General features: G+C 62.0%; 27 protein-coding genes and 1 pseudogene. 9 read left to right on the forward strand and 19 right to left on the reverse strand.

From position 1 onward, the window contains the following. Positions 1 to 162 precede the first annotated feature (162 nt). Entirely contained in the window at positions 163 to 918 is a 756-nt protein-coding gene (locus tag QMK32_RS01750) for an SDR family NAD(P)-dependent oxidoreductase (RefSeq protein ID WP_283472600.1), read from the forward strand. A gap of 57 nt (positions 919 to 975) precedes the next feature. On the opposite strand, the gene QMK32_RS01755 is transcribed toward QMK32_RS01750, so the two are convergent. From QMK32_RS01755 to QMK32_RS01765, 3 genes are all read right to left on the reverse strand, one after another. Next, positions 976 to 2,214, reverse strand: coding sequence for a L,D-transpeptidase (locus QMK32_RS01755; RefSeq protein ID WP_502943520.1), 1,239 nt, complete (start codon positions 2,212 to 2,214; stop codon positions 976 to 978). A 91-nt stretch (positions 2,215 to 2,305) separates the two neighbouring features. Next, entirely contained in the window at positions 2,306 to 3,859 is a 1,554-nt protein-coding gene (locus tag QMK32_RS01760) for an MBL fold metallo-hydrolase (protein ID WP_283472602.1), read from the reverse strand. 106 nt (positions 3,860 to 3,965) lie between these two features. Then, a complete protein-coding gene (locus tag QMK32_RS01765) occupies positions 3,966 to 4,982 on the reverse strand; it encodes a UDP-N-acetylmuramate dehydrogenase (RefSeq protein WP_269304766.1) in 1,017 nt (338 codons plus the stop codon). Positions 4,983 to 5,039: 57 nt separating this feature from the next. Here QMK32_RS01765 and QMK32_RS01770 point away from each other — a divergent pair, with 57 nt between their 5' ends. The 3 genes from QMK32_RS01770 to QMK32_RS01780 all read left to right on the forward strand — a co-directional run bounded on the left by QMK32_RS01770 (position 5,040) and on the right by QMK32_RS01780 (position 6,974). Next, entirely contained in the window at positions 5,040 to 5,546 is a 507-nt protein-coding gene (locus tag QMK32_RS01770) for a DUF2505 domain-containing protein (RefSeq protein ID WP_269304765.1), read from the forward strand. Positions 5,547 to 5,611: 65 nt separating this feature from the next. Next, a complete protein-coding gene (locus QMK32_RS01775; protein ID WP_269304763.1) occupies positions 5,612 to 6,115 on the forward strand; it encodes a DUF2505 domain-containing protein in 504 nt (167 codons plus the stop codon). Positions 6,116 to 6,242: 127 nt separating this feature from the next. Further along, positions 6,243 to 6,974 (forward strand): class I SAM-dependent methyltransferase, encoded by a 732-nt coding sequence (locus QMK32_RS01780; RefSeq protein WP_502943521.1) that lies wholly within the window; start codon positions 6,243 to 6,245, stop codon positions 6,972 to 6,974. Between the two features lie 23 nt (positions 6,975 to 6,997). Here QMK32_RS01780 and QMK32_RS01785 read toward each other — a convergent pair whose 3' ends face one another. Further along, entirely contained in the window at positions 6,998 to 7,585 is a 588-nt protein-coding gene (locus tag QMK32_RS01785; RefSeq protein ID WP_283472606.1) for a type IV toxin-antitoxin system AbiEi family antitoxin domain-containing protein, read from the reverse strand. 144 nt (positions 7,586 to 7,729) lie between these two features. On the opposite strand from QMK32_RS01785, the gene QMK32_RS01790 reads away from it, so the two are divergent. Beyond that, positions 7,730 to 8,464, forward strand: coding sequence for an LmeA family phospholipid-binding protein (locus tag QMK32_RS01790; RefSeq protein ID WP_269304759.1), 735 nt, complete (start codon positions 7,730 to 7,732; stop codon positions 8,462 to 8,464). Positions 8,465 to 8,536: 72 nt separating this feature from the next. Here QMK32_RS01790 and QMK32_RS01795 read toward each other — a convergent pair whose 3' ends face one another. Beyond that, positions 8,537 to 9,169, reverse strand: coding sequence for a maleylpyruvate isomerase family mycothiol-dependent enzyme (locus QMK32_RS01795; RefSeq protein ID WP_283472608.1), 633 nt, complete (start codon positions 9,167 to 9,169; stop codon positions 8,537 to 8,539). A 67-nt stretch (positions 9,170 to 9,236) separates the two neighbouring features. Beyond that, entirely contained in the window at positions 9,237 to 9,887 is a 651-nt protein-coding gene (deoC, locus tag QMK32_RS01800; RefSeq protein WP_269304755.1) for a deoxyribose-phosphate aldolase, read from the reverse strand. 161 nt (positions 9,888 to 10,048) lie between these two features. Between deoC and purU the strand changes: the two genes are divergently transcribed. Beyond that, positions 10,049 to 10,936: a formyltetrahydrofolate deformylase gene (purU, locus tag QMK32_RS01805; protein WP_283472609.1), complete on the forward strand. Its 888-nt coding sequence runs from the start codon at positions 10,049 to 10,051 to the stop codon at positions 10,934 to 10,936. Between the two features lie 11 nt (positions 10,937 to 10,947). On the opposite strand, the gene QMK32_RS01810 is transcribed toward purU, so the two are convergent. The 5 genes from QMK32_RS01810 to QMK32_RS01830 form a co-directional block, all read right to left on the reverse strand. Next, the gene (locus QMK32_RS01810) at positions 10,948 to 11,973 is read right to left on the reverse strand and encodes an alpha/beta fold hydrolase (protein WP_283472610.1); all 1,026 of its coding nucleotides are present in this window, start codon (positions 11,971 to 11,973) and stop codon (positions 10,948 to 10,950) included. A 133-nt stretch (positions 11,974 to 12,106) separates the two neighbouring features. Next, positions 12,107 to 12,409, reverse strand: coding sequence for a DUF2516 family protein (locus QMK32_RS01815; RefSeq protein ID WP_136171095.1), 303 nt, complete (start codon positions 12,407 to 12,409; stop codon positions 12,107 to 12,109). 54 nt (positions 12,410 to 12,463) lie between these two features. Beyond that, positions 12,464 to 13,261 carry a heparin-binding hemagglutinin gene (locus QMK32_RS01820; protein WP_283472612.1) on the reverse strand — a complete coding sequence of 266 codons (798 nt, stop codon included), beginning with the start codon at positions 13,259 to 13,261 and terminating at the stop codon, positions 12,464 to 12,466. Beyond that, positions 13,254 to 13,799, reverse strand: a complete 546-nt coding sequence (locus tag QMK32_RS01825; RefSeq protein WP_283472613.1) for a helix-turn-helix domain-containing protein — start codon at positions 13,797 to 13,799, stop codon at positions 13,254 to 13,256. The genes QMK32_RS01820 and QMK32_RS01825 overlap by 8 nt, the downstream gene beginning before the upstream one ends. 129 nt (positions 13,800 to 13,928) lie before the next feature. Next, positions 13,929 to 15,179, reverse strand: a complete 1,251-nt coding sequence (locus QMK32_RS01830; protein WP_283472614.1) for a DUF445 domain-containing protein — start codon at positions 15,177 to 15,179, stop codon at positions 13,929 to 13,931. 150 nt (positions 15,180 to 15,329) lie between these two features. On the opposite strand from QMK32_RS01830, the gene QMK32_RS01835 reads away from it, so the two are divergent. Continuing rightward, positions 15,330 to 16,115 carry a TetR/AcrR family transcriptional regulator gene (locus QMK32_RS01835; RefSeq protein ID WP_502943503.1) on the forward strand — a complete coding sequence of 262 codons (786 nt, stop codon included), beginning with the start codon at positions 15,330 to 15,332 and terminating at the stop codon, positions 16,113 to 16,115. Positions 16,116 to 16,170: 55 nt separating this feature from the next. Continuing rightward, positions 16,171 to 17,142, forward strand: coding sequence for an iron-siderophore ABC transporter substrate-binding protein (locus tag QMK32_RS01840; protein WP_283472617.1), 972 nt, complete (start codon positions 16,171 to 16,173; stop codon positions 17,140 to 17,142). Positions 17,143 to 17,188: 46 nt separating this feature from the next. Here the strand turns inward: QMK32_RS01840 and QMK32_RS01845 are convergent, their stop codons facing one another. After that, a complete protein-coding gene (locus QMK32_RS01845) occupies positions 17,189 to 17,650 on the reverse strand; it encodes a PPOX class F420-dependent oxidoreductase (protein ID WP_283472618.1) in 462 nt (153 codons plus the stop codon). Positions 17,651 to 17,691: 41 nt separating this feature from the next. Here QMK32_RS01845 and QMK32_RS01850 point away from each other — a divergent pair, with 41 nt between their 5' ends. Then, positions 17,692 to 18,597, forward strand: coding sequence for a polyphosphate kinase 2 family protein (locus QMK32_RS01850; protein WP_283472619.1), 906 nt, complete (start codon positions 17,692 to 17,694; stop codon positions 18,595 to 18,597). 10 nt (positions 18,598 to 18,607) lie between these two features. On the opposite strand, the gene QMK32_RS01855 is transcribed toward QMK32_RS01850, so the two are convergent. From QMK32_RS01855 to QMK32_RS01885, 7 genes and pseudogenes are all read right to left on the reverse strand, one after another. Beyond that, entirely contained in the window at positions 18,608 to 18,829 is a 222-nt protein-coding gene (locus QMK32_RS01855) for a hypothetical protein (protein ID WP_269304736.1), read from the reverse strand. A gap of 104 nt (positions 18,830 to 18,933) precedes the next feature. After that, positions 18,934 to 19,974 carry an NAD(P)-dependent alcohol dehydrogenase gene (locus QMK32_RS01860; RefSeq protein ID WP_283472620.1) on the reverse strand — a complete coding sequence of 347 codons (1,041 nt, stop codon included), beginning with the start codon at positions 19,972 to 19,974 and terminating at the stop codon, positions 18,934 to 18,936. A gap of 105 nt (positions 19,975 to 20,079) precedes the next feature. After that, the gene (locus QMK32_RS01865; protein WP_084346243.1) at positions 20,080 to 20,355 is read right to left on the reverse strand and encodes a DoxX-related protein; all 276 of its coding nucleotides are present in this window, start codon (positions 20,353 to 20,355) and stop codon (positions 20,080 to 20,082) included. Next, a pseudogene (gene metE / locus QMK32_RS01870) lies at positions 20,352 to 22,651 on the reverse strand (5-methyltetrahydropteroyltriglutamate--homocysteine S-methyltransferase). Before metE ends, QMK32_RS01865 begins: the two are co-directional and overlap by 4 nt. A gap of 91 nt (positions 22,652 to 22,742) precedes the next feature. Further along, positions 22,743 to 23,627: a 3-hydroxybutyryl-CoA dehydrogenase gene (locus QMK32_RS01875; protein WP_283472622.1), complete on the reverse strand. Its 885-nt coding sequence runs from the start codon at positions 23,625 to 23,627 to the stop codon at positions 22,743 to 22,745. A 44-nt stretch (positions 23,628 to 23,671) separates the two neighbouring features. Then, the gene (aceA, locus tag QMK32_RS01880) at positions 23,672 to 24,961 is read right to left on the reverse strand and encodes an isocitrate lyase (protein WP_084346246.1); all 1,290 of its coding nucleotides are present in this window, start codon (positions 24,959 to 24,961) and stop codon (positions 23,672 to 23,674) included. Between the two features lie 402 nt (positions 24,962 to 25,363). Further along, the gene (locus QMK32_RS01885) at positions 25,364 to 25,777 is read right to left on the reverse strand and encodes an SPW repeat domain-containing protein (RefSeq protein ID WP_283472624.1); all 414 of its coding nucleotides are present in this window, start codon (positions 25,775 to 25,777) and stop codon (positions 25,364 to 25,366) included. Positions 25,778 to 25,875: the final 98 nt, after the last annotated feature.

A 25,875-nucleotide genomic window follows, 5' to 3' on the forward strand; every position in this document is an offset into this window, starting at 1 on the left:
TTCCCGGGGAAGTGGCAGCCGAGAACCCAGGGCAACGGTCACGTAGGTGACCCGCAACGCGTGGGTGAGGCTTGCGGACATGGACGCAAAATTAGCACTGCACGGTCAGTTCACCAATCCCGGGTCCCGTATGCAGGCGAAATCGGCGTCTAGAATCGATGCATGACATTGTCCGAACACATTTCGCCCGACGCTCGCATCGCCGTAGTCACCGGCGCAAGCTCGGGAATCGGCGAAGCCACTGCTCGCCAGCTCGCCGGCCAGGGATACCACGTCGTCATCGGGGCACGTCGACTCGATCGACTGGAAGCGGTTGCCGACGAAATCGGCGGCACCGCACTGGAACTCGATGTGACCGACGAGGATTCGGTGGCCGCGTTCACCGCAGTCATCCCCAGGGTTCACGTGCTGATCAACAATGCCGGCGGCGCCAAAGGACTGGCACCTGTCATCGACGCCGATCTCGAGGACTGGCGTTGGATGTGGGAGACCAATGTTCTGGGAACCCTGCGCATCACCAAGGCGCTACTGCCCAAGTTGATCGAATCAGGCGACGGACTCGTGGTGACCATCACCTCGGTCGCAGCCTTCGAGACGTACGACAACGGGTCGGGATACACCTCGGCCAAGCACGCGCAGGCAGTGCTGCATCGCACGCTGCGCGGCGAATTGCTGGGCCAACCCGTCCGCCTCACCGAGGTCGCACCGGGTGCCGTCGAGACCGAGTTCTCGCTGGTGCGATTCGATGGTGACGAGGCCAAGGCCGACGCGGTGTACCAGGGAATCACACCGCTCGTTGCGCAGGACATCGCCGAGGTGATCGGCTTCGTGGCGTCTCGTCCGTCTCACGTGAATCTGGACCAGATCATCATCAAGCCGCGTGATCAGGCGGGTCCGGGGCGCTTTTCGCGCACGTAGCCCTTCCCTGGCCGGGCCCGGCTCCGCCGCACTCGGGAAGCGGCGGAGCCGGGGACGCTAGCTTGCCGGGACCGGCGCCGGAGTCGCTGCTCCAACGGGCAGCTCGGACATCGACTGCCACGTCGGCCAGTCGATAGCCCAGTCGTACAGGTCTCCGTCCGCGGCGGACAGGTCGATGCGCGTACCTGTGACCTCCACCGGGTCGCCATACATCGCCGTAGCGAAATACTGCTGAGCATCGGCGTCCGAAAGGTTGATGCAGCCGTTGGTGACGTTGGATGCGCCCTGAACTCCCGTGGTCAGCGGGTTGGCGTGAATGAACTCGCCGTTGTTGGAAATTCGCACTGCCCAGCGTTCGCGCACATTCTCGTAGAACGGCGGGTTCGACATGAGGAAGTCCTCGTGCTTCTCGGTCACGACATGGATCCCGCTGCGCGTCACATTGCGCTCTTCGTCGCCCTCGCCGTAGCTGACGGGGATGTCCATGATGGTCTGGCCGTCACGGACGACCTGCATACGGTGACTGGTGGCATCAGCTATCACCACCTGGCTGCGCCCGACCGTGAAGTCGATAGTCACATCGTCGGCGCCGTAAGCGCCGTCGCCGTAATCCAAGCCGTACAGTTTTGCGTCGACCGATACAGCGGTGCCGGGCGCCCAGTAGTTCGTCGGACGCCAGTGCACGCGCGAGCCGTTGTCATCGGGGAACCATGCCCAGGCACCGGGTGTCGGCGGGTTGGTAGTGACCGTCAACGCCTTCTCGACCTCGGCCTTGTTCTCGATCGCCGAATCGAACTGCAGAATGATCGGCGCCGCGACGCCCACCTTTTGGCCGTCACCGATGTTGGTGCTGACCGAGGTACGACTGTCTGGCTCGACCGTGGTGAAGCGTGCCTCGACTGCGACGGACTTACCGTCGGTGCCGACCGCAGTGCCCGCCCAGCTGTACGTGACGCCGTACCCGAGCGGCTCGGTGACGGCATACGACGTCTTGTCCGGCGCGAGGGCACCCTGAACTACTTTGCCGTCTGCGTTGGTGAGCGTGACCTCGCCGAGCGTCCCGTTCTTCACCGATACCGAAATCGGCGCGACTGGACTGACGTCCTCGGCGCCGTCTGCGGGAGTCGAGTACACCTCGGCGACCGGAGCCGCCTCGGCTGCCGGCGCTCCGTTGCCGGAGGAACCCGCGTCGTTACCGCCGATGGTGCAGCCCGAAACCAATGCCGCCAATGCTGCGAAAACCGTGATCAACCACAGCAATCGCGTTCGATTTGTCCGTTCTACCTGCGTATGCACGCTTTCCAACGTACCCGCGGCAATCGCAGTCCGGCCTACTCGATCCGCAGGTGCGGGCAGATTCACATCGAAGTCATGTCGGCCCGAGCCCTCACTCGAGCTTTCTCGTCCTCAGCTCGTGCCCGTTCGATGTCAGGCAGCGCCCGGTATCGAGGTTCCAGTCCCACCCGTGCAAATTGCAGGTCAACTTGTTGCCCTCGACGATTCCGAACTTCGACAGATCGGCCTTCAGATGCGGGCAACGTCGCTGGATCTCGTAGCCGTCCTTGACGATGGTCGCGGTGTCATCGTGTGCTTCGGCGAACCAACCGTCCGCGTACGCAATGCGCTCGTTCGTCAAGCACTTGAAGAATGTGTACAGGAACTCGTTGTATCCGCCGACTCGGCGAGCACGGAAGCGAGTGGACAGAAAGATCGAGTTGACCCAGTCGGGCTCCTCGTCCCGCACGGCCGTGCGAACCAGTTCGGGCGCGATCGTGAAGCTGTAGCGGAACCGTTCCTTCACGATCGGCTCACGCACGATCCGCTTCGGAAAATCGAGTACGACGGTTTCCTCGCCGAGCATCATCGCAACCGGGTAGCCGATGCCGTCGCAGATCTGATCGGACTGAATCATGATCGGTTCGAACAATGCGCGAAGCGGCTCGAGCAACAGCTCGCCCTCGGTCGGAGCCCACGCAGCTTTCTCCGCGGCGATGACCCCGGCTTGACGCTGGGCATACTCCTCGATGTAGTCGGCCTTTCCGGTGGTGAAGATCGCCTCGACCTCCTCGACCGGAATCGGATGCTCGTGCGCGAGCAGCTCACTGCCTTCGAAGGTCGAGGTGGTTCCCGGCATCATCAACAGACCCTTGTCATGGCCGTTACGACGCATCTGGTCGAGGAAGACCATCTGGTCCGGGAAGATGTTCGACGGATCTTCGTAGACGTCGTTGAGGAACCGCAACTCGTCGTCGAGGAAACACGGCGGCCCAGCCGACGGGATGACCCAGGTGGCGTCGATCTGCTCGATGTACTGACGCGCACGGTCCATCTGACGCTGACGCTTCTGTTCCCCGAACGTTCGCTTCGCGCGCTCGACCATGTCGTAAACCATCGGGTACCAGATTGCACCGGAGTACTGCAGCATGTGCACGTCCACGTGCCCGAACTGCTCGGTGAGGACATCGAGGTCGACCGGCCGCGCGTCGTTCATGTTGAACGCGACGGTCTTGCCGTCGGACACTACGAGTCCCGAGTCACCGATGGGGCCGTCGGCAGGTGCGCGGAGCGCGATGATCATGATGTCCAGGTCGCCCTTGGGACCGGACACCGTGTGCTTGACCGACGTCGTGGTCTCGAAGAATTTGTGGAAACCGAGCTTCTCGAGCTCGTGCCTAAGGTCCGGGACCGGGTAGTCCGGCAACAGCACGGTCGTGTCCTTGTTGACATGCTCGGCTAGGTTCTTCGGATCGAAATGATCCTTGTGCAGGTGCGAGACGTAGAGGTAGTCACAATCGCCGAGAACGTCCCAGTCCAACTGCGAGTTGTCGGGGAAAGGGAACCACGAGGTGAAGTAGGCGGGGTTCACCCACGGATCGCACAGAATGCTGCCGGCATCGGTCTGAATATGAAATCCGGCGTGCCCGACGCTTGTGACCTGCAAAGAATTACTCCTCTTTCATGAGTGGTACCCACAGCACTGCACTCTCGCAGCTGCCGTGGATCAGAACTCCCATGTATTTGCTTCGATGGTAGGCCGAGCGATTCGGTCAGTTGAGCGAGCAACCGACCAAATCGCATTCGGGGACGAGTGTGATGCCGAACTCGGCTTCGACTCCGTCGCGAATGTGTGAAGCGAATGCCATGACATCCGCTGTACGTGCACCGCCCCGGTTGGTGACGGCCAGCACGTGTTTGGTCGACAGTGAGACGGTCCCTGCACCGAATTCACGGCCGTACCCGTGCGCGAAGCCTGCGTTCTGGATGAGCCACGCAGCGTGCACCTTGATGCCCGACGGGTCGGGGTACTGCGGGGCGCGCGATGCCTTGGCCGGTACCTCGGTCAGCACCGGGTTCAGAAAAAACGATCCGACGCTCCAGGTGTCATGGTCCTCGGCGTCGAGGACCATTCCCTTCTGCCCGCGCAGATCCAGCACTGCTTCACGGACTTCCTTGGCTGCGACCGTGTCACCGATGCTCACCCCGAGTCGGTCGGCGAGGCCCGCGTACCGGACCGGATCCGAGGATTCGGACCGACGAAGCTTCATCGTGGTATCGAGAATGACATACCTGCTCGAGTGCTTGAACACCGACTGGCGATGCAATCCGAACCCACACCTATCCGGCGTCCAGGTCGCTGTCTCCCCGGTCTCACGGTCATAGACGGTCAAGCTCGCCAACACGTCCGACGTCACCGTGCCGTACGCGCCGACGTTCTGCACGGGCGTCGCGCCGGAGAGCCCGGGGATCCCCGAGAGCGCTTCGAGTCCGGCCAACCCCTCGTCCAGCGAGGCGGCCACCACCGAATCCCACGACGTCCCCGCAGCGACCCAGAGCGACTCACCGTCGATCCGCGTCCCCGACGTCTCGACCTTGACGACCAGGCCGTCGAAGCCGTCATCACCGACAACGAGGTTCGATCCTCCGCCCACGAGCAGCACTGGCGTCCCCGACGCATCGGCATCCTGGACCAGGGAGACAAGCTCGTCACTGCTGGCGGCGACGGCGAACTCACGAGCCGGGCCGCCGACACGCATCGTGGTGAGCTCGGAAATTGCGGTGGACACGGGAACCCAGGGTACCGGTCTCACATGGCCGTCCGAGCCACCCGGTAATCTCCGCGTATGCCTCGCCCCATCGCGCACAGCGCGTCCGTTCCCGCACCCGTCGACAAGGTGCACGCCGCGCTCGTGTCCGAGCAGTACTGGAAAGACCGTATCGAGGAGATCGGCGGCCCCAGCGCACGCCTGGTCAGCGTGCATGCGATCAACGGGACGATCAGCGTCGTCATGTCCCAATCCATCCCGGAAGAGGAACTGCCCGCTGCCGTCACAGCATTCAAGAAGGGCCCGCTCGTCATCGAGCGCACCGAGTCCTGGGGCCCGATCGGCGGAAACCGCGCCGAGGGCAAATTCGGTGCCACCGTCGAGGGCGCTCCCGCAACGGTCTCCGGAACCACGCTGCTCGAAGGAAATGCCGAAGCGTCGACCATGTCGTTGTCCGGCACCACCGAGGTGAAGGTTCCGATCTTCGGCGGAAAGATCGAAGCCATGATCAGCGAGCAAGTTCTCTCGCTCATCGACAACGAGCACGGATTCACCGCGAAATGGATCGCCGAAAACCTGAGCTGACCGGACATACCGGCGGGTAGGCACCCTGGCCAGGCCCGCCGACGGAGCCGGTACCCTGTTGCACTATGGCTCGCCGCATGAACTACTCAGCCCGGTTCACCCACTCCACCGAGCAGGTGTACGCCGCGTTGTCCAGCCGCGATCACTGGGACGCTCGTATCGAGGAGATGAAGAAGTACTCCCACAACGAGCTGAAAAGTTTCGAGGTCGGAGACGCGGGAATCGACATCGTGATGCACCACATCATTCCGCGGACCGAACTGCCGGACATCGCGCAGACGGTCCTCAAAAAGGACATGATCATCACCCGAAACGTGCACTTCGATCCATTCGGCGAGACCACCTCGGGCAAATACGATGCCTCGATCCCGGCCGGCCCCGGCAGTCTGAAAGGTTCCACCTCACTGTTCGCGACCGAAGCCGGATCCACCCTTCGGACCTCCTCGGAAGCCAAAGTCTTCCTACCGTTCATCGGTAGCAAACTCGAGCAGCTCATGCTGGTCAACCTCATCGACCTGTGGCGCGGTGAAGGCGAAGTGACAGCCGACTGGCTTGCGCAGAACTCCTGACCACCACAGCCGTTCCGCAGGCTCCACTCCTGTTTTTCATGGTCGCTCCGCAGGCTCCACTCCTGCCCACTCTGGTCGCTCCGCAGGCTCCACTCCTGAAGGCGTCATCACCAGAGGCACTACCGGAATCAACCGACTTCGTCGCAGCGATCGGTGGCTCACTCACAGCGCGGCGGTGCGGCACACGCTCATCGAGGCACCCGATCCGCTCGTCGTCGACCTCGGCTACGGAGCGCGGCCGGACACCACTCTGGAGATGGCCCGTCGGCTACGCACGATCCGGCCCGATCTGCGCGTCACCGGACTCGAAATCGACCCCGCCCGCGTGGTGGACTCGGTCGAGGGCGTGAACTTCGCCCGCGGCGGCTTCGAAATGGCTGGACTCCGCCCGAACCTCGTTCGCGCATTCAACGTGCTTCGGCAGTATCCCGAAGAAGCTGTGCCCGAAGCCTGGTCGCGCATTCTGTCCGGCCTTGCCCCCGGCGGACTGCTCGTCGACGGCACTTGCGACGAGCTGGGCCGACGCTGTGCATGGGTCCTGCTCGACGCTCACGGACCGATCTCGCTGACCCTCGCATGGGATCCGTTCACGGTGGCCGCGCCCTCGGACATCGCCGAACGATTACCCAAGGTGCTCATCCACCGCAATATCCCCGGCGAGCCCATTCACCAGTTACTACAGGCCGCGGACCGCGCATGGTCGACGGCAGCGCCACTGGCACCGTTCGGCCCGCGGGTGCGGTGGCACGCCGCACTGAGACAGTTGGCCGGCAGCGGAATGCCGACGGTGCCTCCTCGTCGACGGATGCGGGACAACATTCTGACTGTGCCGTGGGACCTCGTGCGGCCCAACGCCTAGATGCCGACGCTGAATTCAGGCGCCTAGATACAGGCGGAGAGAGCCAACTCGATGCGTTCGGAGACGCGGTCGGATCCAGCAGTAGCTTCCTGATACAACGCTCCTGCGTCGACGCGACCGATAGCAACAGCGTCACCGACGACCTCGTCGAGGGTTATCTGGGAGATTCCGCCTCCCGCGAGGTCGAGCACCGTGCGGATCGGCGTCGTGAGCCGAAAAGTGCCCGTCGACTCGAAATCGTGGGGTTCGAGCTGAAGTCGATGAACGGCGAGGCGGGTGTCGGTGAGACGAAGATTGGTGAACGCGGATACGTGAACGAACTGCGGATGCAGGTGACCGAATCCGTGTAGTTCCGCCGCACTCTGATGCGAGATGACGGCATCGCCACCGAACCACGCGCACCACATTGCGAACTGCTCGAGGTCGCTGCGCGGCCAGTCGCTGAGTCGACAGAGGTTGCGTTCGACTCGCATCCAGCCACCGGCGACGAAGTTGGCGTGGAGCGCCGAGTGACCGAACCCGAGCCGTTCGGCCTGTTCAGTGGTGAAATATCCGTCCTGACTCGCCGCGAGACGACGGAGTTCGGCGGCGCTTCCTTCGATCGTGCTCATGCTCTAGACAGTACGTGAAGGTGTGTTGCGGGTCACATAAACTGCGGCCAGGATTATTCAGAGCTTCGCCTCCGAGCCCTCCCGACGCGCCGCATCGGGCAGATTCACAGAGCTCTTTCAGATTCTTCGGGAAGACTGCTCCGAATGACACGAAGCAAAACTCCCTTGGTCCTGGTGCTCGTTGCCGTCCTGGTGGTCGCGGCGCTGCTCGGCGGGGAACTGTTCTTCCGTCAGCAGATCAAGTCCTGCCTGGCGGGCCAGCTCGAAAGTGAGATCGGCAGCCAGGTCGACGTCGGGCTCGGCTGGAAACCGATACTGATCTCGCTGATCGACAAGCAGGTCTCCTCGGTAACCCTGGACAGCGACGACGCACGGTTCGGGCCCGCCGAAGGCATGACAGTGCACGCCGAGGTCAACGACGTGAACGTTCAGCAGAGCGCGGACAGCAACGGCACGATCGGCTCGTCGAGCGCGGATATCGACTGGTCCACCGCAGGAATCGCGTCGACGCTGCAGTCGCAGGGCATCGGCGCTCTCGTCACCGGCGTGACGAGCGACGCAAGTGCAGGCACGTTGTCCTTCGCAGTCGGCGGGCTCGCGGAGCTGACCGTCAAGCCGGTCGTCGCAGGCGGCAGCGTGGACGTCCAGACCGTCGGCGCGTCGATTTTGGGGCTTGGAATCCCAACTGACCTGGTGGACAGCATCGTCGGGGTTCTGTCGGACAGCCTGCAGCAGTACCCGCTCGACATGGCGCCGACCGCGCTCACCGTCACCGACTCCGGCATCGAACTCACCTTGCAGGGAGATCAGTACACCCTCCCGCCGGTTTCGGCGGACCAGACCCAGCAGACGCCCGAGGGCTGCTCCCTGATCGCCTGACCTGCCTGCCTTGTGCGTGCCGGAGGGTACGAACTGTGCCGGACGATACGCACAAGGCGCTGAGTTGAACCTTTACCGCTTCGTCGTAATGTGTTCCACGCCTGGTCCGGTGACCTCCGCAAGAGCCGAATCGCGGCCGGTGAGAACGAGCATCAGCGATGCCGCTGGGCCTTCAACAGTAGGTCCACTACCGAAGGTCCAGTCGAGGTCGGTTGCCTTCCAGTGCAGTGTGGCGTCCGGGGCCGGGAAAATGCCGCGTGAAGGCGTACTCGAAATGAAGTCGAGCACCGCTACCTGACGTTCGTCAGGAATCCGATACGCCATGTGCAGCGGGCGGCGGATGTCGTGACCGTGGACGACAATGTCGGTGAGGGGCGCCAGCGGACCGTTGCCCGGTGGGGTGAATCGACTGGCCGCATTCCGAGTAAGCAATTCGGGGAGGCGTGTCGAGTACTTTCGGCCGACACGGCTGGCCATGAGCTGATTTGCTCGGTGAAAATTCCCACGCGCTCGCACCATCGTCAACCCGAACTTCCACACCGGGGTAACCAACGGAACAACAAGATGCGCGAGAACATCTTTGACTGTCCACTCGCTGCACAGCGACGGAGTTTTCCACTGCTCCGAACTGAGTTCCCACACCGTTGCAGCCAAAGCCCGACGCTCCTCCGCGATCGCGGAAAAGATCTCGTCTTCGTTACTCACCTTCGGAGAATAGGCCGAAAGACCCGGACAATTACCTAAGTTCGACGAAGTTTCGAGAAACAAGCACTCAGAGACCGTCCAGTACTGCTCGCGTCCCGGACAGACCCAATCGCGTTGCACCTGCTTCGACCATGGCCAACGCCGCCTCGGTCGTTCGGATACCGCCGCTGGCTTTCACCCCGAGCCTGCCTCCGACGGTGGCGGCCATCAACTTCACCGCCTCGACACTTGCGCCTCCGGCGGGATGAAAGCCGGTGGACGTCTTGACGAAGTCGGCGCCCGCTCTCTCCGCTGCCACACAGGTTTCGACGATCGCTTCCTCCGTCAGTGCCGCCGATTCGATGATGACCTTCAGGATCGCCGAAGATCCGATGGCTTCACGAACCGTCAAGATATCGGCGAGCACCGCGTTGTAATCCCCTTCGACCGCTGCGCCTACGTCGATCACCATGTCGATTTCGCGGGCACCCTGATCGACTGCCAGCCGCGCTTCCGCCCCCTTGACGAGGGAATGATGCTTGCCGGAAGGAAATCCGGCCACGACGGCGGTCACCAAACCTTCAGCATGGATGGGCAGCATCGACGGCGAGACACAGACCGCGAGCACACCGAGAGCGCGGCCCTCGACGATCAGTGCCTCCACGTCTGCGCGGGTCGCTTCCGGTTTGAGCAGCGTGTGGTCGACCATGCGGGCCAGTTCGGCGCGGGTGAGAGACATGAAAGCAAGCCAACCACAGCCCGACGGCCGAGGAGGACTCGCTCGGGACGCAAGTTCCTGCCTGCGGCTTTCGTAAGGCACTGACCAGACTCGACATCGACTCGTGCGCTGCGAGCGCACTGGTGGACACTGCCGTCCGGACCACCTGAGACAATCGAGAAATGAGCTCCGTTGCTGTCGCCGACGACCGTCGCTACGTCCTGTCACTCGGATGCCCCGACCGCACGGGCATCGTCGCCAAGATCTCGACATTCCTCGCCGACGTCGGTGGCTGGATCGTCGAGGCCGCGTACCACGCTGATCCCGACACCGACTGGTTCTTCACTCGGCAAGCAGTCCGTGCGTCTTCGGTCGATATGAGCATCGACGAATTACGGGCTCGCTTTGAGGCCGTCGCCGCCGAGATCGGCCCGGAAACCGAATGGACGCTCCATGATTCGGGCGAACGCAAGCGTGTAGTCATTCTGGTCAGCAAGGAAGCGCACTGCCTGCACGACCTGCTGGGGCGCGCCGCTGGCGGCGAACTTCCCGCCGAGATCTCCGCAGTGATCGGCAATCACAAGTCTCTCGAGTCGGTGGCGACCGCGCACGGCGTTCGGTTCCACCACGTCGAATTCGCCAAGGACCCCACTGAGCGCGGCCCTGCCTTCGACGAAGTCCGTGACCTCGTCGACTCCTACGAACCACATGCCGTCGTACTAGCCCGGTTCATGCAGGTACTACCCGAGGAACTGTGCACTCATTGGTCGGGCCGTGCCCTCAACATCCATCACAGCTTCTTGCCGTCGTTCGTCGGTGCGCGTCCGTATCACCAGGCATTCGCGCGCGGCGTGAAGCTGATCGGGGCAACGTGCCATTATGTGACCGCCGAACTCGACGCAGGCCCGATCCTGGAGCAGGACGTCATCCGCGTCGACCACTCCGACGAGGTCGCGGACATGGTCCGACAGGGCCGCGACATCGAAAAACTGGTTCTGTCCCGCGGACTGCGCTGGCACCTCGAGGACCGAGTCCTCGTTCACGGCAAGAAGACCGTCGTCTTCAGTTGACGCCGGGGGGATCAGAGAAGCCGCAGGCGCAGTACTTCCTCGTTGAACTCGTCGATCGCCTCGACGGAACTCATATGACCGATCCGCGGTATCTCGATCAGCCTGCTGAGGTGATCGTGGCTCTCCAACGCCTGCGCCAGTTTGCGCGCTTGCACCGGTGGAGTCAGCCGATCCGCGCTACCGACCAGCACACTCGTCGGCACGCTCATGTTGGCCAAAGCTTCGTGAATATCGAGTTCGGTCAGCGCAGCTCCCCAGATCCCGCGCGTCCGAGGTTGGCACTCGAGCACGATCTTTTCGCAGAACGCGACCTCGGCAGGTGTCGCCCCGGGGGCCATCGAGACGTACTTGATGGCCTGTCGCATCACCGGTGACGGCCGAAGTGGCACCGCAGACCCGAGTACCGCGCGTGACAGTGGCAACGGGACTCGACGAAAACGCTCCGGAAGCGGGATTACCGTTGTTTCGCGAACGAGGCTGTCGGTGGCAGTGCTTGCGAGCAGTACCGCGCTGACAAGTCGGTCGACCTGTTTCGGGTAGCGGCCCGCCCACGCCATGATCGACATGCCGCCCATACTGTGCCCGACCAGAACTGCCTTGTTGTCCTCGGCGACAGTGGCGGCCAAGACGTCCGCGAGGTCGTCGGCCAGGACGTCGGGTCCGAGCAACCTGGTGCCGACGTCGCTGCGACCGTGGCCACGTTGGTCGTACACGATGACCGAGTAGTTTTCGGCGAACGCGTTGATCTGCGGGATCCAGTAGTCCGCCGAGCATGTCCATCCGTGACTGAACACGATCGGTGGGGCATCCGGGTCGCCGTAGACGCGCACGTGGAGTTCTGCGCCGTCGTCGGTGACGACAGGGACGATGCGGGGGACGAATGTCGGCGTCCGCAGTAACGCGTCCGGGGCAGTGTCGGTGGTCCTTGTGATCGATGTGCGAGTGCGTCGCCGCACGAGATAGGCACCGATTCCCGCCGCGGCAGCCAATCCCCCGACGCCGAGGATCGCACCCTCTACAGCTTTACGTGAAACCACGAACCGGACTCCTTCGATATTCGGTGACAGGACTGATCGATACGACGCAGACAAAAGCTGCGTCGCATCGAATCTGTACGGGTCACACGCGTGCGCCGACGGCCCGAACCGCTGCAGCAACGCCGGAGTGCAGCTACCAGCGCGGTCCGCGCTGAATGCTGTCTACCTTCGGCCGTACGTCGATCAGGTAGACGCACACCGCGACCACACCGATCAGGCCGATGAAGTTGATGGCTCCGAAAACGAAGATGACCAGCAACGCCACGATCAGAATGGCTAGCCACACGGGCTTGGTCAGCTTGTCCACCGCAGTGAAGGCGTCCGGCCGTTGCCTGACGGCGTGAAATACCGCGTAGGCAGCACCACCGAGCGCGATGAGGCGAAGGAGGAGAAGGATCCACGAAGTGAGACTGTCGACGGCTGGCACGAGACCCATACTACGCAAAACGCCCCCCACACCGCTCGATGCAGGGGGCGTTCAGGTTGAAAATCAGTTAGTGGACTTCTTTGCAGGCGCCTTCTTGGCGGGTGCAGCGGTCTGCTTGGCTGCGGTGGCAGGCGTAGGTGTCGAGGCAGACTCTGCCTTCTTCGCCGGAGCCGCCTTCTTCAAGGGAGCATCCACGTTGCCGCGAGTCTTGGACTCGACCTTCCCAGCGGTTCCACTGACCTTCTGTGAGGCGTCGGTGGCAGCTTCCTTGGCGTTGTCGCCGGCCTCGTCGATATCGTCGGCCAGTTCGTCGGCGGTGTCGCGGACCTTGTCCGAGGCAATACCTGCGAGTGAAGCTGCACGTTCACCGACGGCGCGCGTCTGCGAGGCAACGGTTCCCAGAGCTTGCTCGGTGAGATCGACGACGTCGTTGGCTGCGGCGTTCGCACGATCGAGGCCTTCTTCGACAGCAGGTGTGCGACGGATGCGCTCGACGGCCTCTTCGCCGCGCTCGGCGAGAGAAGTATAAAGATCCGATGCGACCTTCAGGTATGCCTCGGCCACCTTGCGCAGCTCGTCCTGGGTGAAACGCTCACGCAGGTCAGCGATTTCGTCGGGCAGTTCGGCGGGCAGCTTCGCGAGACGCTCACGAAGGCCCTCTACGCCCTCGGTCACATCTTCGGACAGGTCGGCAATCCGGGCCCGTGCGGTATCGACACGCTCGGTGACCTCGGTGCCGCGGGACTCGGCGCGCGAACGAACCTGCGCTACGACGTCCGCGACGGCCTGGACCACTGCGTCACCTGCGCCTACTGCGGCGTACAGCGGGGTCTGGATATCGAAGTTTTTGGGATCAGTCATGAGAAGACTCCTGTGTGGGTGATTCTGGATCTGTTGACACATCTGGTTCGGTCGGCGACGACGGTTCGATCGAAGCTGCGTCGCTCGCCTTACGCGCTTGTTCGTTCTCACGACGAAACGAGTCGTAGATTTCGATCAGCACATGTTTTTGCCGTTCGGTGATCTCGGTGTCGCCGAGCAGCGTGTCTCGAACCGGACCGTGTGGACGTTCTTCCAAGAACCCGGCCCGTACGTACAGAGCTTCCGAGGACACGCGCAGACCCTTGGCTATCTGCGCGAGCACGTCGGCGGAGGGTTTACGAAGTCCGCGTTCGATCTGACTCAAATACGGATTACTCACCCCCGCCCTCGACGCGAGTTGCCGCATGGACACCTGTGCGGCCTCACGTTGCGAACGGATATAACTGCCGATGTCCGATGCTGCTGTGGTCACGACACTGGCGACAAGATCACTCGCCTCCGCCACGACCTCCGTAGCTTCGGAGACCTTGGCGACTATCCCCTGATTGTCGGTCTGATCATCATTGCTGGGGGTCATGTTCACTACTCGTTCCTGCATCGAAACTTGTGGTCTCGGCGTCAGGAACGACCATACCCAAGGGTGCTTGCTATTGCAAGCACTCTGCTAGCACTGGTGCTCAGGAGCGCAATTTGCAGATTCACCGCATCAGAAAATCAGATTCGACACCGAGTAGATGGCCAAACCTGCCAACGCCCCGACAACGGTTCCGTTGATCCGGATGAACTGGAGATCCCGACCCACCTGCAACTCGATCTTCGAACTGGCTTCCTCCGCATCCCAGCGAGCGACGGTATCGGTAATGATCGTGGTGATCTCGTCTGCGTAGTTCGCGGCAAGGTAACGCGCTCCGCCGAGCAGCCAGCCATCGACCTTGCCGCGAAGTTCGTCATCGTCACGTAGACGCACACCCCAGCCGGCCGCGTTCTCGCTGATCTTGCGTCGCAATGTGCTCGACGGGTCGTCCACCGACTCCATGATCAGCCGCTTGGCGACCTTCCAGGTCGCGGATGCGAGCCCCGTGACCTCCGCGCGACCCATGATCTGCGACTTGAGCGATTCGGCCTTTTTTATCGTCGCCGGATCATGCTGGAGATCGTGCGCATAGTCGACGAGGAACTTGTTGGCGGCCAGCCTCAGTTCGTGCTCCGGCGTCGACCTCACTTTCCAGGTGAACTCGACGAGTTCCTTGTAAATCTTCTCCCCCAGCAGGGTGTCGACGAACTTCGGCGACCAGGTCGGAGAATCACGACTTACGACGCGTTCGATCGTCTCCTGACTTCCCAGCGCCCACTGGTGAGCACGCTCGGCGAGCATGTCGATCAACGGTAGTTGACGATTCTCCTTGATGAGTTCGCCCAACACCCGACCGATCGGCGGACCCCATTCCGGGTCGGCGAGCCTACGCACGATGGTGTTGTCGATCACCTGCGTGATGTCGTCGTCGTTCAGCACTTCGACGACCCCGCGCAGCACCGTCGCCGATTCGGCCGCGACCCTGTCCGCGTTCACCGGCTGCGCCAACCAGGTCCCGAGGCGGAGCGGAATATGTGCCGACCCGATCTTTTCCGACACGACATCGGGCGCCAGGAAATTACTTCCGACGAACGAGCCGAGGCTGGCACCGAGCTGGTCTTTCTTCTTCTTGATGATGGCCGTGTGTGGGATCGGAATACCCAACGGGTGCTTGAAGAGTGCGGTCACCGCGAACCAGTCCGCCAGCGCACCGACCATTCCCGCCTCGGCCGCCGCTCGGACGTAGCCGACCCACTCGCCTGCTCCTCGCGACTCCTGCCATCTGCAGAACATGTAGACCACGGTGGCGAATACGAGGAACCCAGTTGCGAGGCCCTTCATCTTGCGAAGGTCGCGACGCTTGGTCGCATCGTCGAAGTTCATCAGCTGCACCTCGCCATTGTGCCTGCGTTCGGGGAGAGCGGTCGTCTCGGATGCACAGATCCACACACACAACTCGGTGCGGCAGTCATCGATACAACAGGACGCCTAAGCTGAGGCGGGAAAGAAAACGACGGGATACGGCGGATACACGTGGCGAGAAATGCGACGACAGCGGCAAAAGTGAGCAGACCGAAAGCGACCGAAGACGACACACTCGAAGCAGAAGTCGACACCGAGACAACAGACACCGAGGCGGCGACGAAGCCAGCGAAGCCTGACGGCAGAAAACGTCGGTGGCGAGATCACAAGATCGCCCGACGTGAAGAACTCGTCGACGGCACGTTGGCCGCAATTCGCTTGCGCGGCCGCGAGATCGGAATGGACGAGATCGCGTCGGAGATCGGGATCTCGAAGACGGTTCTCTATCGCTACTTCACCGACAAGAACGATCTGACCAACGCGACGATGACTCGTTACGTCGAGACGACACTGGCCCCGCGGATCTACACGGCCATCTCGGAAGAACTCGACGAATATCAACTCACCCGGGCTGTCATCGCCGCATACGTCGAGACTGTCGCCACCGACCCAGAGGTCTACCTCTATGTGATGGCCAACAATGCCGGCACCAATCGTGACGTTGTCGCCGAGTCGGAGCGCATGATCGCCGAGTTACTGGCCACCGTCCTCGGTGAACGACTGCGTACTCGCGAAATGGACTCCGGCGGGTCGGTCCCCTGGGCGTTTGCAATCGTCGGCGCCGTCCAACTGGCTACGCACTGGTGGATCTCCAACAAGTCGATGTCAGCCGAGGACCTCATCGACTACCTCTGCATGATGACGTGGGGTGGAATCCACGGTGTCGCGCAGGCCGACGGATCGCCGGCCAAGTTCAAATCGCAGCCGCACCCCCTCGTCGACGAGGATCGTCCCTGAGCAGAATGAGTAGGGGGCAGGTACTCGAACCAAGCAACATAGGTTAGCGTTGCCTATGCGCTTACGGAGACTCTCGACATTCGCACCGGTGATCGCGGCCCTCGCGGTTGTGACCATGACAGCTGCCTGTGGCACCGACTCGGGCAGCGAAGCTGCGGTCGACGGCCCCACCGTCGATACGATGTTCGGCGAGGTCACCGTACCGGCCGCTCCACAACGCGTCGTCGCACTCGGATGGTCGGACGCCGAGACAGCGCTCGCACTCGGGGTACAGCCCATCGGTGCAAGCGACTGGCTAGCGGTCGGTGGTAACGGACTCGGACCATGGGTCGAGGAAAGCTACGACACCGCGCCGACGATCCTCGGTACCTACGAGATCGACGTCGAATCGGTGGCCGCACTCGAGCCCGACTTGATTCTGTGGACTCGCAGTACCAACGACCAGGCCGTCTACGAGGACCTTTCCGACATCGCCCCGACCGTCGGTGCACCCGTCGGCACCGACATCGCCTACGGAACAACGTGGGACGGACAGACCCAACTGATCGCAGATGCGCTCGGCAAATCCGAGGACGGTCGCCAACTCGTCGACGAGACCAACACGAAGTTCGACGCAGCCGTCGCGGCGAATCCGCAGTTCGCCGAGAAGACCGTTGCCGTCGGTACGCTCTACAGCGGCCAACTCGGCGCGTACGTCGACGGGGACGTTCGCGTGGACTTCATGAAAAGGCTCGGTTTCGTCAACAAGCCCGAAATTCAGGCCCTCGCCGAGCCGAACAAGTTCGCAATCACGCTCTCCGCCGAGAACACAGCTGCCCTCGACGCCGATCTGACCGTCATGTTCCCGATCGGGACCGGCGCTGAGTCGATCATCAACGACGCTGCCATCCAAGCTCTGCCCTCAGCTCGCGACGGCCGACTCGTCGTCCTCGAGGACCAGAACCTGAACAATGCCTTCTCTTCAGCCTCAGCGGCAGGCACCCAGTACGCCCTCGACAACGCGGTACCGCTCTTCCAAAAGGGCTGATCACACTCTCCCCGGGGGACTGATCACACTCTCCCCGGGGGACTGATCACACTCTCCCCGGGGGGAAGCCACCTTCGGCGATCGGCCCCCAGTTCTCGATCGTGATGCGTATCAACGATTTTCCCTGCTTCCGCATCGCATCGCGATACTCGTCCCAGTCGGAATGTTCACCGGCGACGCTACGGAAGTACTCGACGAGCGGTTCCACCGAATCCGGGAGATCGATGATCTCGGCTGTGCCGTCGATTTGAACGTACGCATCGTTCCACTCGTCCGAGTGCATCAGCGCGGTCACCGACGGGTTGCGACGAATGTTGTAGACCTTCGCGCGCTCCGGGTACGTCGCTATGACGATGCGGCCTTCGGAATCGAGTCCGGACGTCACCGGGGAGACCTGCACTCCGCCATCGCGTTTATGGGTGATTAGGGTCAGGTGGTGTCGAGAAGAAACGAAGTCCAGCATCTTGGAGCGGTCGACGGATTGTGCTGACGCAAGTTTCGGAGCCATGAATACCAGGGTAGATCTCCACCGCGGACTAGGGTCGGTTCATGGCCAAGTCATCCGAGAAGTCGGCGTCACCGGAAAACGTGGAATCGAAGGACGAGAAGCCCTCGTTGTGGTCTACCCCGCCCAGCAAGATCCTCCGCGCAACCGATTCGACACGTATCGAGGACATCGACTTCGATGAGACGCCCGGATTCGAGGGCACGAAAGCCGAAGGCCAGGCTCTCCTCCTCGAGCGCGGTAAACATCTCTCCGCCCTTCAAGAAAAGTTGTACGCCAACGGACGTGCCGGAGATCTGCGCTCGATTCTTCTGGTACTGCAGGGAATGGACACTGCGGGCAAAGGCGGGATGGTCCGCAATGTCATCGGGATGGTCGATCCACAGGGCGTCGATCTCGCCTCTTTCGGGGTTCCCACGAAGGAAGAGAAGCAGCACCATTACTTGTGGCGAATTCGTAAGGCCCTACCCCGCGGCGGGAAGATTGGGGTCTTCGATCGGTCGCACTACGAGGATGTGTTGGTCGTAGCGGTCCACGACCTGGTTCCGCGCCAGGTGTGGGAACCACGATTCGACGAGATCAACGCTTTCGAGAAGGACCTCACCGAACAGGGCACGCTTATCATCAAGGTCGCCTTGTTCGTCTCGCCGGAAGAGCAGCGAGCTCGGCTGCAAGAGAGGCTGGACCGACCCGACAAGCACTGGAAGTACAACCCCGGCGACGTGACCGAACGCGGATTCCTACCGCAATATCGCATCGCCTACCAACGCGCCATAGATCGAACGAATACCGATTACGCACCGTGGTTCGTCATCCCGGCCGACCGGAAGTGGTACAGCCGACTCGCCGTTACGGAGTTGCTGATCGATGCACTCGAACAGCTCGAACTCGACTGGCCCGCTGCCGATTTCGACGTCGAGCTGGAGAAGAGGCGGCTGGCTGAAAGCTAGAGCCGAACCGTCAGAGCAGTCTTGGGGTAGTGCGGTGGAGTCGGTGATCGTGCTTGACCACTCCTCCCACCAGGCCCATGGCCCCTGCAATTGCCACCACGCAGACACTGCCTGCCAACACTGCCAGAGCGTCGTAGCCAGAACCCACTGCGACCAGGAACAGGCCCATCGCGGTGACGGCAAGCAATGCCAGTCCGTAACCAACCCAGCCTGTGAACGTATTGAGTTTCATCTCGGGTCCCTTCGTCGAAGAGAACTGTCCGACCCGACTTCGACGCTACGCCCGCGTGGTACGCCTTTCGCATGCATTTACGGATACGAAAGGCGCACGAGAACTCAGAATGTTTTGGCGTCGATCACGAACCGGTAGCGGACGTCGCTCTTCAACACACGCTCGTACGCCTCGTTGATCTTGTCCGCGGCGATGGTCTCGATTTCGGCACCGATGTGGTGTTCAGCGCAGAAATTCAACATTTCCTGCGTCTGCGCAATGCCACCGACCATCGAACCCGCGAGGCTACGACGGTTGGCCGCAAGGGTGAATCCGCGCACCTTGATGGGCTCGGACGGAAGCCCCAGGATGACGAGCGAGCCGTTCATCGCGAGCAGTGACATGTGCTTGTCCATGTCGATCTCTGCCGACACGGTATTGATGATCAGGTCGAATTCACCACGAAGCTTCTTGAACGTCGCTGCGTCGGAAGTGGCGTAGTAGTGGTGCGCACCGAGTCGCTTGCCGTCCTCTTCCTTGCTGAGCGACTGACTGAGCACGGTTACCTCGGCGCCGAGTGCATTGGCGATCTTGACGCCGACATGTCCCAGTCCGCCCATGCCGATGATGGCGACCTTCGTGCCGGGCCCGGCTCCCCAATGCTTGAGCGGGGAGTACAGCGTGATGCCTGCGCACAGGAGAGGCGCCGCGACGTCGAGCTCGATTCCCTCCGGAATGGAAAGAACGAACCCTTCGGTGACGACGATGTGCGTGGAGTATCCGCCCTGGGTGATTGTGCCGTCGGCCTGCTTGGAGTTGTAGGTGGCCGTCACACCCTTGCTGCAGTACTGCTCTTCGTCGGCACGGCAGGCCTCGCACTCGCCGCATGAATCCACGAAGCACCCGACGCCGACGCGGTCGCCGACCTTGTGCTTACTGACGTCGGAACCCACCTCGGAGACGATGCCCGCGATTTCGTGTCCCGGAACGACGGGGTAGGTGGTACCGCCCCACTCGTTCCGGGCGGTGTGGATATCGGAATGGCAGATACCGGCGAACTTGACCTCGATGAGGACATCGTTGGGTCCGAGCTCACGACGCTCGATGGTGACCTTCTCGAGCGGAGCATCAGGGGCCGTCGCGGTATATGCAGTAGCTGAAGTCATAGCTACATTGCTACCTACCCTTCGGTAGGCATGCAAAGCGGACACTCCCGCCAGCAGGGTATTCCCAGCAGGCGGGAGTGATTCACAACAATCCGGACCGGTGCTCTAACCGTTGCGGGCGATATTGAGACCCAGCCAGCCGACATACGTGCCGAGTCCGATCAGGCCGATCTTACGAGTCTTGGGGTACGCAATTGCAGCACCGACAGCTAGTTCGGTAGCTCCGTTGCGGCTGATCCAGGTCCTGGTGTCTCGAGGGAAAGGACGCTTGGTGATTCCTTCGAACGCCTCGGGAACGACGAAATGCGCGGCACCCGTCGCTGCCAATACAATTCCGAATACCTTCGGAACGAGTCCGCCGGACTTCTTCGACTTGCTCACTCTGCTGTCCCCTGTTCTGCGCGTCGGCGCACCCGTCGCGCCGCTGCCACCAAGTTACGCAACGCCGGTTCCAGTTGCCAATACTGGCGTGTCTTGAGGCCACCGTCGGGATTGGCCCACAACCGATCGATGTCGATCGTCGCGGCTGCCTGTGTCAGTAGCTCGTCGAGTTCGTCGATGTCGGGGATACGCGCCGAACGACTTTCGTACACGCCGGGACCGACTCCATGGCTGAGGACGTTCTGCTGCACAGCACCGAGAACCCAGTCGATGGATCGTGTTGCCACGATCGCAGTGACATCGGCATCGAGGTTCTCGATCGCGTCGACCACCGACGCATGAGTCGAGTACCCCAGATGAGTATGAATCTGGGTCTCGGGCTGTGCACCCGACGTCGCCAGCCGAAACGCCTCGACCGACCAACGGAGGTATTCTTTTCGGCCCTTCTCACGCGAGGGCAGCAGTTCACGCAACGCCGGTTCGTCGACCTGGATGATCCCGATCCCAGCTTTCTCGAGATCGGCGATCTCGTCGCGAACGGTGAGGGCAACTTGGTCGGCCACCTCGTGCAGTGGGAGGTCCCTCCGCACGTACGAACGGGCGAGCACCGTGACGGGGCCGGTCAGGATTGCTTTGACCGGCTTGTGCGTCAACGACTGCGCGAACGCTGTCCACTCGACACTCATCGGTTTCGGCCGGGCCACGTCTCCGTACAGGATGGGCGGACGCACGCATCGTGATCCGTACGTCTGGACCCACCCGTTGGTCGTCGTGGCGAACCCTTCGAGCGCTTCGGCGAAGAACTGAATCATGTCGTTGCGTTCCACCTCGCCGTTCACCAGAACGTCGAGCCCGATGTCCTCCTGCAACCGGATTACCTGCTCGATCTCTTCTTCGACGCGTGCGCGATAGTCGACGGTTTCGATACGGCCTTGTCCCAGTTCGTATCTCGCCTGTCTCATTGCCGAAGTTTGCGGGAACGAACCGAGGGTGGTGGCGGGCACGAGTGGAAGGTTCAGCTTCTCGCGCTGCGCGATCTTCCGCTCGGAGTACGGCTGCCGAACCCGCATGTCGGGCGTGACGTTGTAAATTCGGTGCCGCACCGCGTGCTTCTGCTTGAAGTGCACCTCGGTCGGCTTCTTGCGCCATTTGTCCGACGGCCCGTCGGTGAGCGCCTTTGCCAAGGCAACGACCTCGCCGACTTTTTGCTTCGCGAACGCGAGACGGTCGGCGACGTTGCCGTCGATGTCGTACTCGCTCAGCACGTCGTACGGAACGTGCAGAAGAGTCGACGACGTCGAGACGACGAGTTCTTGACACACCTCTTTCAGTCGCTCGAGGTAGTCGAGTACGACGATGCGGTCGGCACGCCAAACGCTGCGGCCGTCGATGACTCCCGCGTAGAGGCGTTTGCGTTTCATTCCTGCAATGGCGGCGAGCTCTTCCGGCTCGAGTCTGCCGGCGACGAGGTCAAGCCCGATTGCCTCCACCTTGGTGGCTGCGAGAATCGGCAGCGCAGATCCGAGAGACCCGTACTGACCTGTCACGAGAAGTCGGGGACGCAACGCCGTCGTCGACAGAGCGGTGTACGCGCGGTCGAGTGCTGCCAGTTCCCCGGCTGTCCGCTCGGCGGTGAATGCGGGCTCGTCGAGTTGGATGCAGGTGGCACCTCGCAGGGCAAGCAACTCGAAGAGGGCACTGTACTGCGCAAGCAGGTCCCCAGCCGATCGAGCGGGGAGAATCCTTCCGCTGCTGAAGATCCGGCCTTGGACAACAAGAGCAGTGATACCGGGCCGAGCACAACGGGGCGCAGTTCGATACCACGAGCCTTCGCCCGGTCGAACTCGTCGAGCAGGCTCTCCGCGTGCAGCGAGAACGGCGTCGACTCGTCGATCTCGGGTTGGCGGTAGAAGTAATTGGAGTCGAAATACCGCACCAGCTCAAGCGGCGGGAGGTCCGGCTTGCCGCGAGCAACGGTGAAGTAGAAATCGAGCGGATGCATCTCCCCTTCGAGCGGGGCGAAGCGCGTCGGAACCGCCCCGAAAAGCAATGCATCGTCGAGGACGTGATCGTAGAACGAGAAGGTGTTTCCGGGGACTTGCGTCAACCCGGTTGCATGGAGTTCGTCCCAGGTGTCTTCCTGAAGGGAACGACCGACGGACTGGAGTGCGGCGCGGGCGGAAGGCGTCGACTTGCCGTTCCAGTAGGTCTCGAGTGCGCGCTTCAATTCTCGCCGCGGGCCGATTCTCGGGTACCCCAGGATGCTCGAACCGAATTCGGCTGCGCTACTCGCCACGAAAGGGTTCCTTTCAGTGAGGGTGCAACGGCAGATACGAATGGGAATACGTTGCCGAGGACGCATTCCCACTCATCTGCGAAGCGCCTACCTATTTTGCGAAACGACCGTTCTCGTACTGGTAGAAACCTGCTCCGGTCTTCTTGCCGACCAGCCTTGCCTCGACCATACGTAGCAGAAGCGGCGGGGCGGAGAACAACGGTTCCTTGAACTCTTCGTACATCGAGTCGGCAATCGACTTGACGGTGTCGAGTCCGACGAGGTCGGCCAATGCCAAGGGCCCCATGGGATGTGCGAGGCCGAGCACTGTCGCTTTGTCCACGTCTTCTTTGGTGGCGAACCCGGACTCGACCATTCGAATGGCCGAGAGCAGGTATGGCACCAGCAGAGCGTTGACGACGAAACCCGAACGGTCCGCAGACCGGACGACCTGTTTGCCGAGTACTTCACTGGCGAATTTCTCCGCACGCTCGGCGACAGCCTGGCTTGTCTTGAGAGTGGTGACGAGCTCGACGAGCGGGAGCACCGGCACCGGGTTGAAGAAATGCATGCCGACGACACGATCCGGTGATGTGGTCGCGATCCCCAGCTTCATGATGGGGATCGACGACGTGTTGGACGCGAGTACTGCATTCGGGTCCGTCACCACCGAATCGAGCTCGGCGAAAATTTCGGCTTTGATCTTCTCGTCCTCGAGAACTGCTTCGACAACGAGCTGACGGTCGGCGAAGTCACTGAAGTCGGACGTGAACCGCAACCGCCAGGCTGCCTGCTCACGTTCTCGCTCGGTGATTTTGCCGCTGCTGACACCGCGGTCCAACGACCGCAGGATGCGTGCGCGTCCTGCGGCCGTCAGCTCACGTGTCTGTTCGTAGACCAGCACATCGACGTGTGCGCGTGCGCACACCTCGGCGATTCCGGCGCCCATCTGCCCGATGCCGATAACGCCGACTCGCTGAATTTTCTCACTGGTCACGTCAGCTCCTTGGCCTCACTGGTCGTTCGAGTCGGACGTGGCGATCAGTGGAACTGGCCCTCTTCGGTGGAGCCCTTCAGCGCTGCGGTGGAGGTGTTCGGGTCGACCGTGGTGGCGATGGTGTCGAAGTAGCCTGCGCCGACCTCACGCTGATGCTTGACGGCGGTGAAACCGCGCTCTTCGGCAGCCTTGAACTCGCGCTCCTGCAGGTCGACGAACGCCGTCATGCCTTCGCGGGCGTAGCCGTGCGCCAGGTCGAACATGCCGTAGTTGAGCGAGTGGAATCCGGCAAGGGTGATGAACTGGAACTTGAAGCCCATCGCGCCGAGTTCCTTCTGGAACTTGGCGATGGTCGCGTCGTCCAGGTGCGCCTTCCAGTTGAACGAAGGCGAGCAGTTGTAGGCCAGCATCTGGTCCGGGAACTCGCTGCGAACCGACTCGGAGAAGCGCTTGGCAACTTCGAGATCCGGAACGCCGGTCTCCATCCAGATGAGGTCTGCGTACGGTGCGTAAGCCTTCGCACGAGCGATGCACGGCTCGATACCGTTCTTGACGCCGTAGAAGCCTTCTGCGGTGCGGGTTCCGTCGAGGAACTCCACGTCGCGCTCGTCCACATCGGACGTGATGAGGGTTGCGGCCTCGGCGTCGGTGCGGGCGATGATGACCGAGGGGACATCGGCGACGTCGGACGCGAGGCGAGCCGAGGTCAGGGTGCGGATGTGCTGCTGGGTCGGGATGAGCACCTTGCCACCGAGGTGGCCGCACTTCTTCTCCGATGCGAGCTGATCCTCCCAGTGCACACCTGCGGCACCGGCAGCGATCATGGCCTTCTGCAGCTCGTAAGCGTTCAGCGCGCCACCGAATCCGGCTTCGGCGTCGGCGACCACTGGCGCGAGCCAGTTGCTGACCGAGGTGTCACCTTCGACCTTGGCGATCTCGTCGGCGCGCAGCAGGGCGTTGTTGATGCGACGAACGACGGTCGGCACCGAGTTGGCCGGGTAGAGGCTCTGGTCCGGGTACGTGTGCCCCGAGAGGTTGGCGTCGCCGGCAACCTGCCAGCCGGAGAGGTAGATGGCTTTCAGGCCGGCGCGAACCTGCTGCACGGCCTGGTTGCCGGTGAGTGCACCGAGCGAATTGATGTAGTCCTCGTTGGTGACGAGGTCCCACAGGATCTCGGAACCGCGGCGGGCAAGTGTTGCTTCCTCTACCACGGTGCCCTGCAGCTTGGAAACCTGTTCTGCGGTGAAATTACGCGTCACGCCCTTCCAGCGAGGGTTGGTGTCCCAATCCTGCTGGATCTCGGCGGTGGTCTTCGGGGTGCCGGTGGTCGACATCGGAGCTCCAGTCTCTTCTCATCTTCTCGGCCTGCGTCGAAAGGAATTCTTCACATCGTTGCCAGGCCCTTCGGGTGTACTCCAAAACAATGGCACACCCAAAAATGCCCGTCCACCTGTTGCTAGTGCCAATCTTGGCTAGCTTTTCAACACCCGTTGCTAAGTTTGCGAAGTTCCAGCCAACGCGAACCCTCACCGAAAGGACAGGTTGGTTACCGGCCAGTAGACCGAAACCGCAGGCTACGAACGCAATTTAAGAAACTATCCAGGAGCGCCTTACCGGACGTTCGTACTGTTTGACCGAAGGCGTCTGAATCGAAACAGTGACGAAGCCGATCTGTTACGACTGTGATCGTAATCACAGCGAGCGCGAAGGCGGGTTCGAGCTTTCCCCACCTGAAATCAGCTTCCCACGCGATCCCGAGCAGCCGGCTGTGAGAAAGAGGATGCGACCACTCTGCTCGACTCGGGGGCTCGACGCGTGCTGGACACCACACCCAGTACACCTAGTAACGCAATGAGGACGCCACCGACGATGGCGAACATGTCGGTCACCAACAGATCAGCGGGGAACGCGAGAATCAGCGGCGAGAACGCGAGCGCCACTCCCAGAACTACGTGCGCCCAGTGGCTCGATCTCGACGCACTGGACATCGCCCAGAGAGCCGTGCCCGCCGACAGCATGCCGAGAATGAGGATGGCACCGGACACCCCGGTGTTTCCGTCGACGGGAAGCCAAATGGTCGACGTCACGAGTACCACTCCGGTGATCAGGACGATGGTGTCGCGTACAACTTCGTTCGATTGGTCCGACATCTGGAGACTCCCTCTTGTTCGCGGCTGAATCCTTGTTCGAAGGCTGAAATCAACTCTCATTCCGGTATACGCCGTCATGAACGCTTCGGCGTCGTAGC

Source organism: Rhodococcus sp. H29-C3, assembly GCF_030063405.1.
Taxonomy (GTDB): Bacteria; Actinomycetota; Actinomycetes; order Mycobacteriales; family Mycobacteriaceae; genus Rhodococcoides.

Bases quoted from the DNA above. Each gene is read 5' to 3' on its own strand.
- QMK32_RS01885 (WP_283472624.1), bottom strand. From the start codon at position 25,777: ATGTCGGACCAATCGAACGAAGTTGTACGCGACACCATCGTCCTGATC.
- QMK32_RS01830 (WP_283472614.1), bottom strand. From the start codon at position 15,179: ATGAACTTCGACGATGCGACCAAGCGTCGCGACCTTCGCAAGATGAAG.
- QMK32_RS01850 (WP_283472619.1), top strand. From the start codon at position 17,692: ATGGCCAAGTCATCCGAGAAGTCGGCGTCACCGGAAAACGTGGAATCG.
- QMK32_RS01770 (WP_269304765.1), top strand. From the start codon at position 5,040: ATGCCTCGCCCCATCGCGCACAGCGCGTCCGTTCCCGCACCCGTCGAC.
- purU (WP_283472609.1), top strand. From the start codon at position 10,049: ATGAGCTCCGTTGCTGTCGCCGACGACCGTCGCTACGTCCTGTCACTC.
- QMK32_RS01855 (WP_269304736.1), bottom strand. From the start codon at position 18,829: ATGAAACTCAATACGTTCACAGGCTGGGTTGGTTACGGACTGGCATTG.
- QMK32_RS01825 (WP_283472613.1), bottom strand. From the start codon at position 13,799: ATGACCCCCAGCAATGATGATCAGACCGACAATCAGGGGATAGTCGCC.
- QMK32_RS01845 (WP_283472618.1), bottom strand. From the start codon at position 17,650: ATGGCTCCGAAACTTGCGTCAGCACAATCCGTCGACCGCTCCAAGATG.
- QMK32_RS01790 (WP_269304759.1), top strand. From the start codon at position 7,730: ATGACACGAAGCAAAACTCCCTTGGTCCTGGTGCTCGTTGCCGTCCTG.
- deoC (WP_269304755.1), bottom strand. From the start codon at position 9,887: ATGTCTCTCACCCGCGCCGAACTGGCCCGCATGGTCGACCACACGCTG.
- aceA (WP_084346246.1), bottom strand. From the start codon at position 24,961: ATGTCGACCACCGGCACCCCGAAGACCACCGCCGAGATCCAGCAGGAT.
- QMK32_RS01775 (WP_269304763.1), top strand. From the start codon at position 5,612: ATGGCTCGCCGCATGAACTACTCAGCCCGGTTCACCCACTCCACCGAG.
- QMK32_RS01785 (WP_283472606.1), bottom strand. From the start codon at position 7,585: ATGAGCACGATCGAAGGAAGCGCCGCCGAACTCCGTCGTCTCGCGGCG.
- QMK32_RS01750 (WP_283472600.1), top strand. From the start codon at position 163: ATGACATTGTCCGAACACATTTCGCCCGACGCTCGCATCGCCGTAGTC.
- QMK32_RS01815 (WP_136171095.1), bottom strand. From the start codon at position 12,409: ATGGGTCTCGTGCCAGCCGTCGACAGTCTCACTTCGTGGATCCTTCTC.
- QMK32_RS01840 (WP_283472617.1), top strand. From the start codon at position 16,171: ATGCGCTTACGGAGACTCTCGACATTCGCACCGGTGATCGCGGCCCTC.
- QMK32_RS01860 (WP_283472620.1), bottom strand. From the start codon at position 19,974: ATGACTTCAGCTACTGCATATACCGCGACGGCCCCTGATGCTCCGCTC.
- QMK32_RS01820 (WP_283472612.1), bottom strand. From the start codon at position 13,261: ATGACTGATCCCAAAAACTTCGATATCCAGACCCCGCTGTACGCCGCA.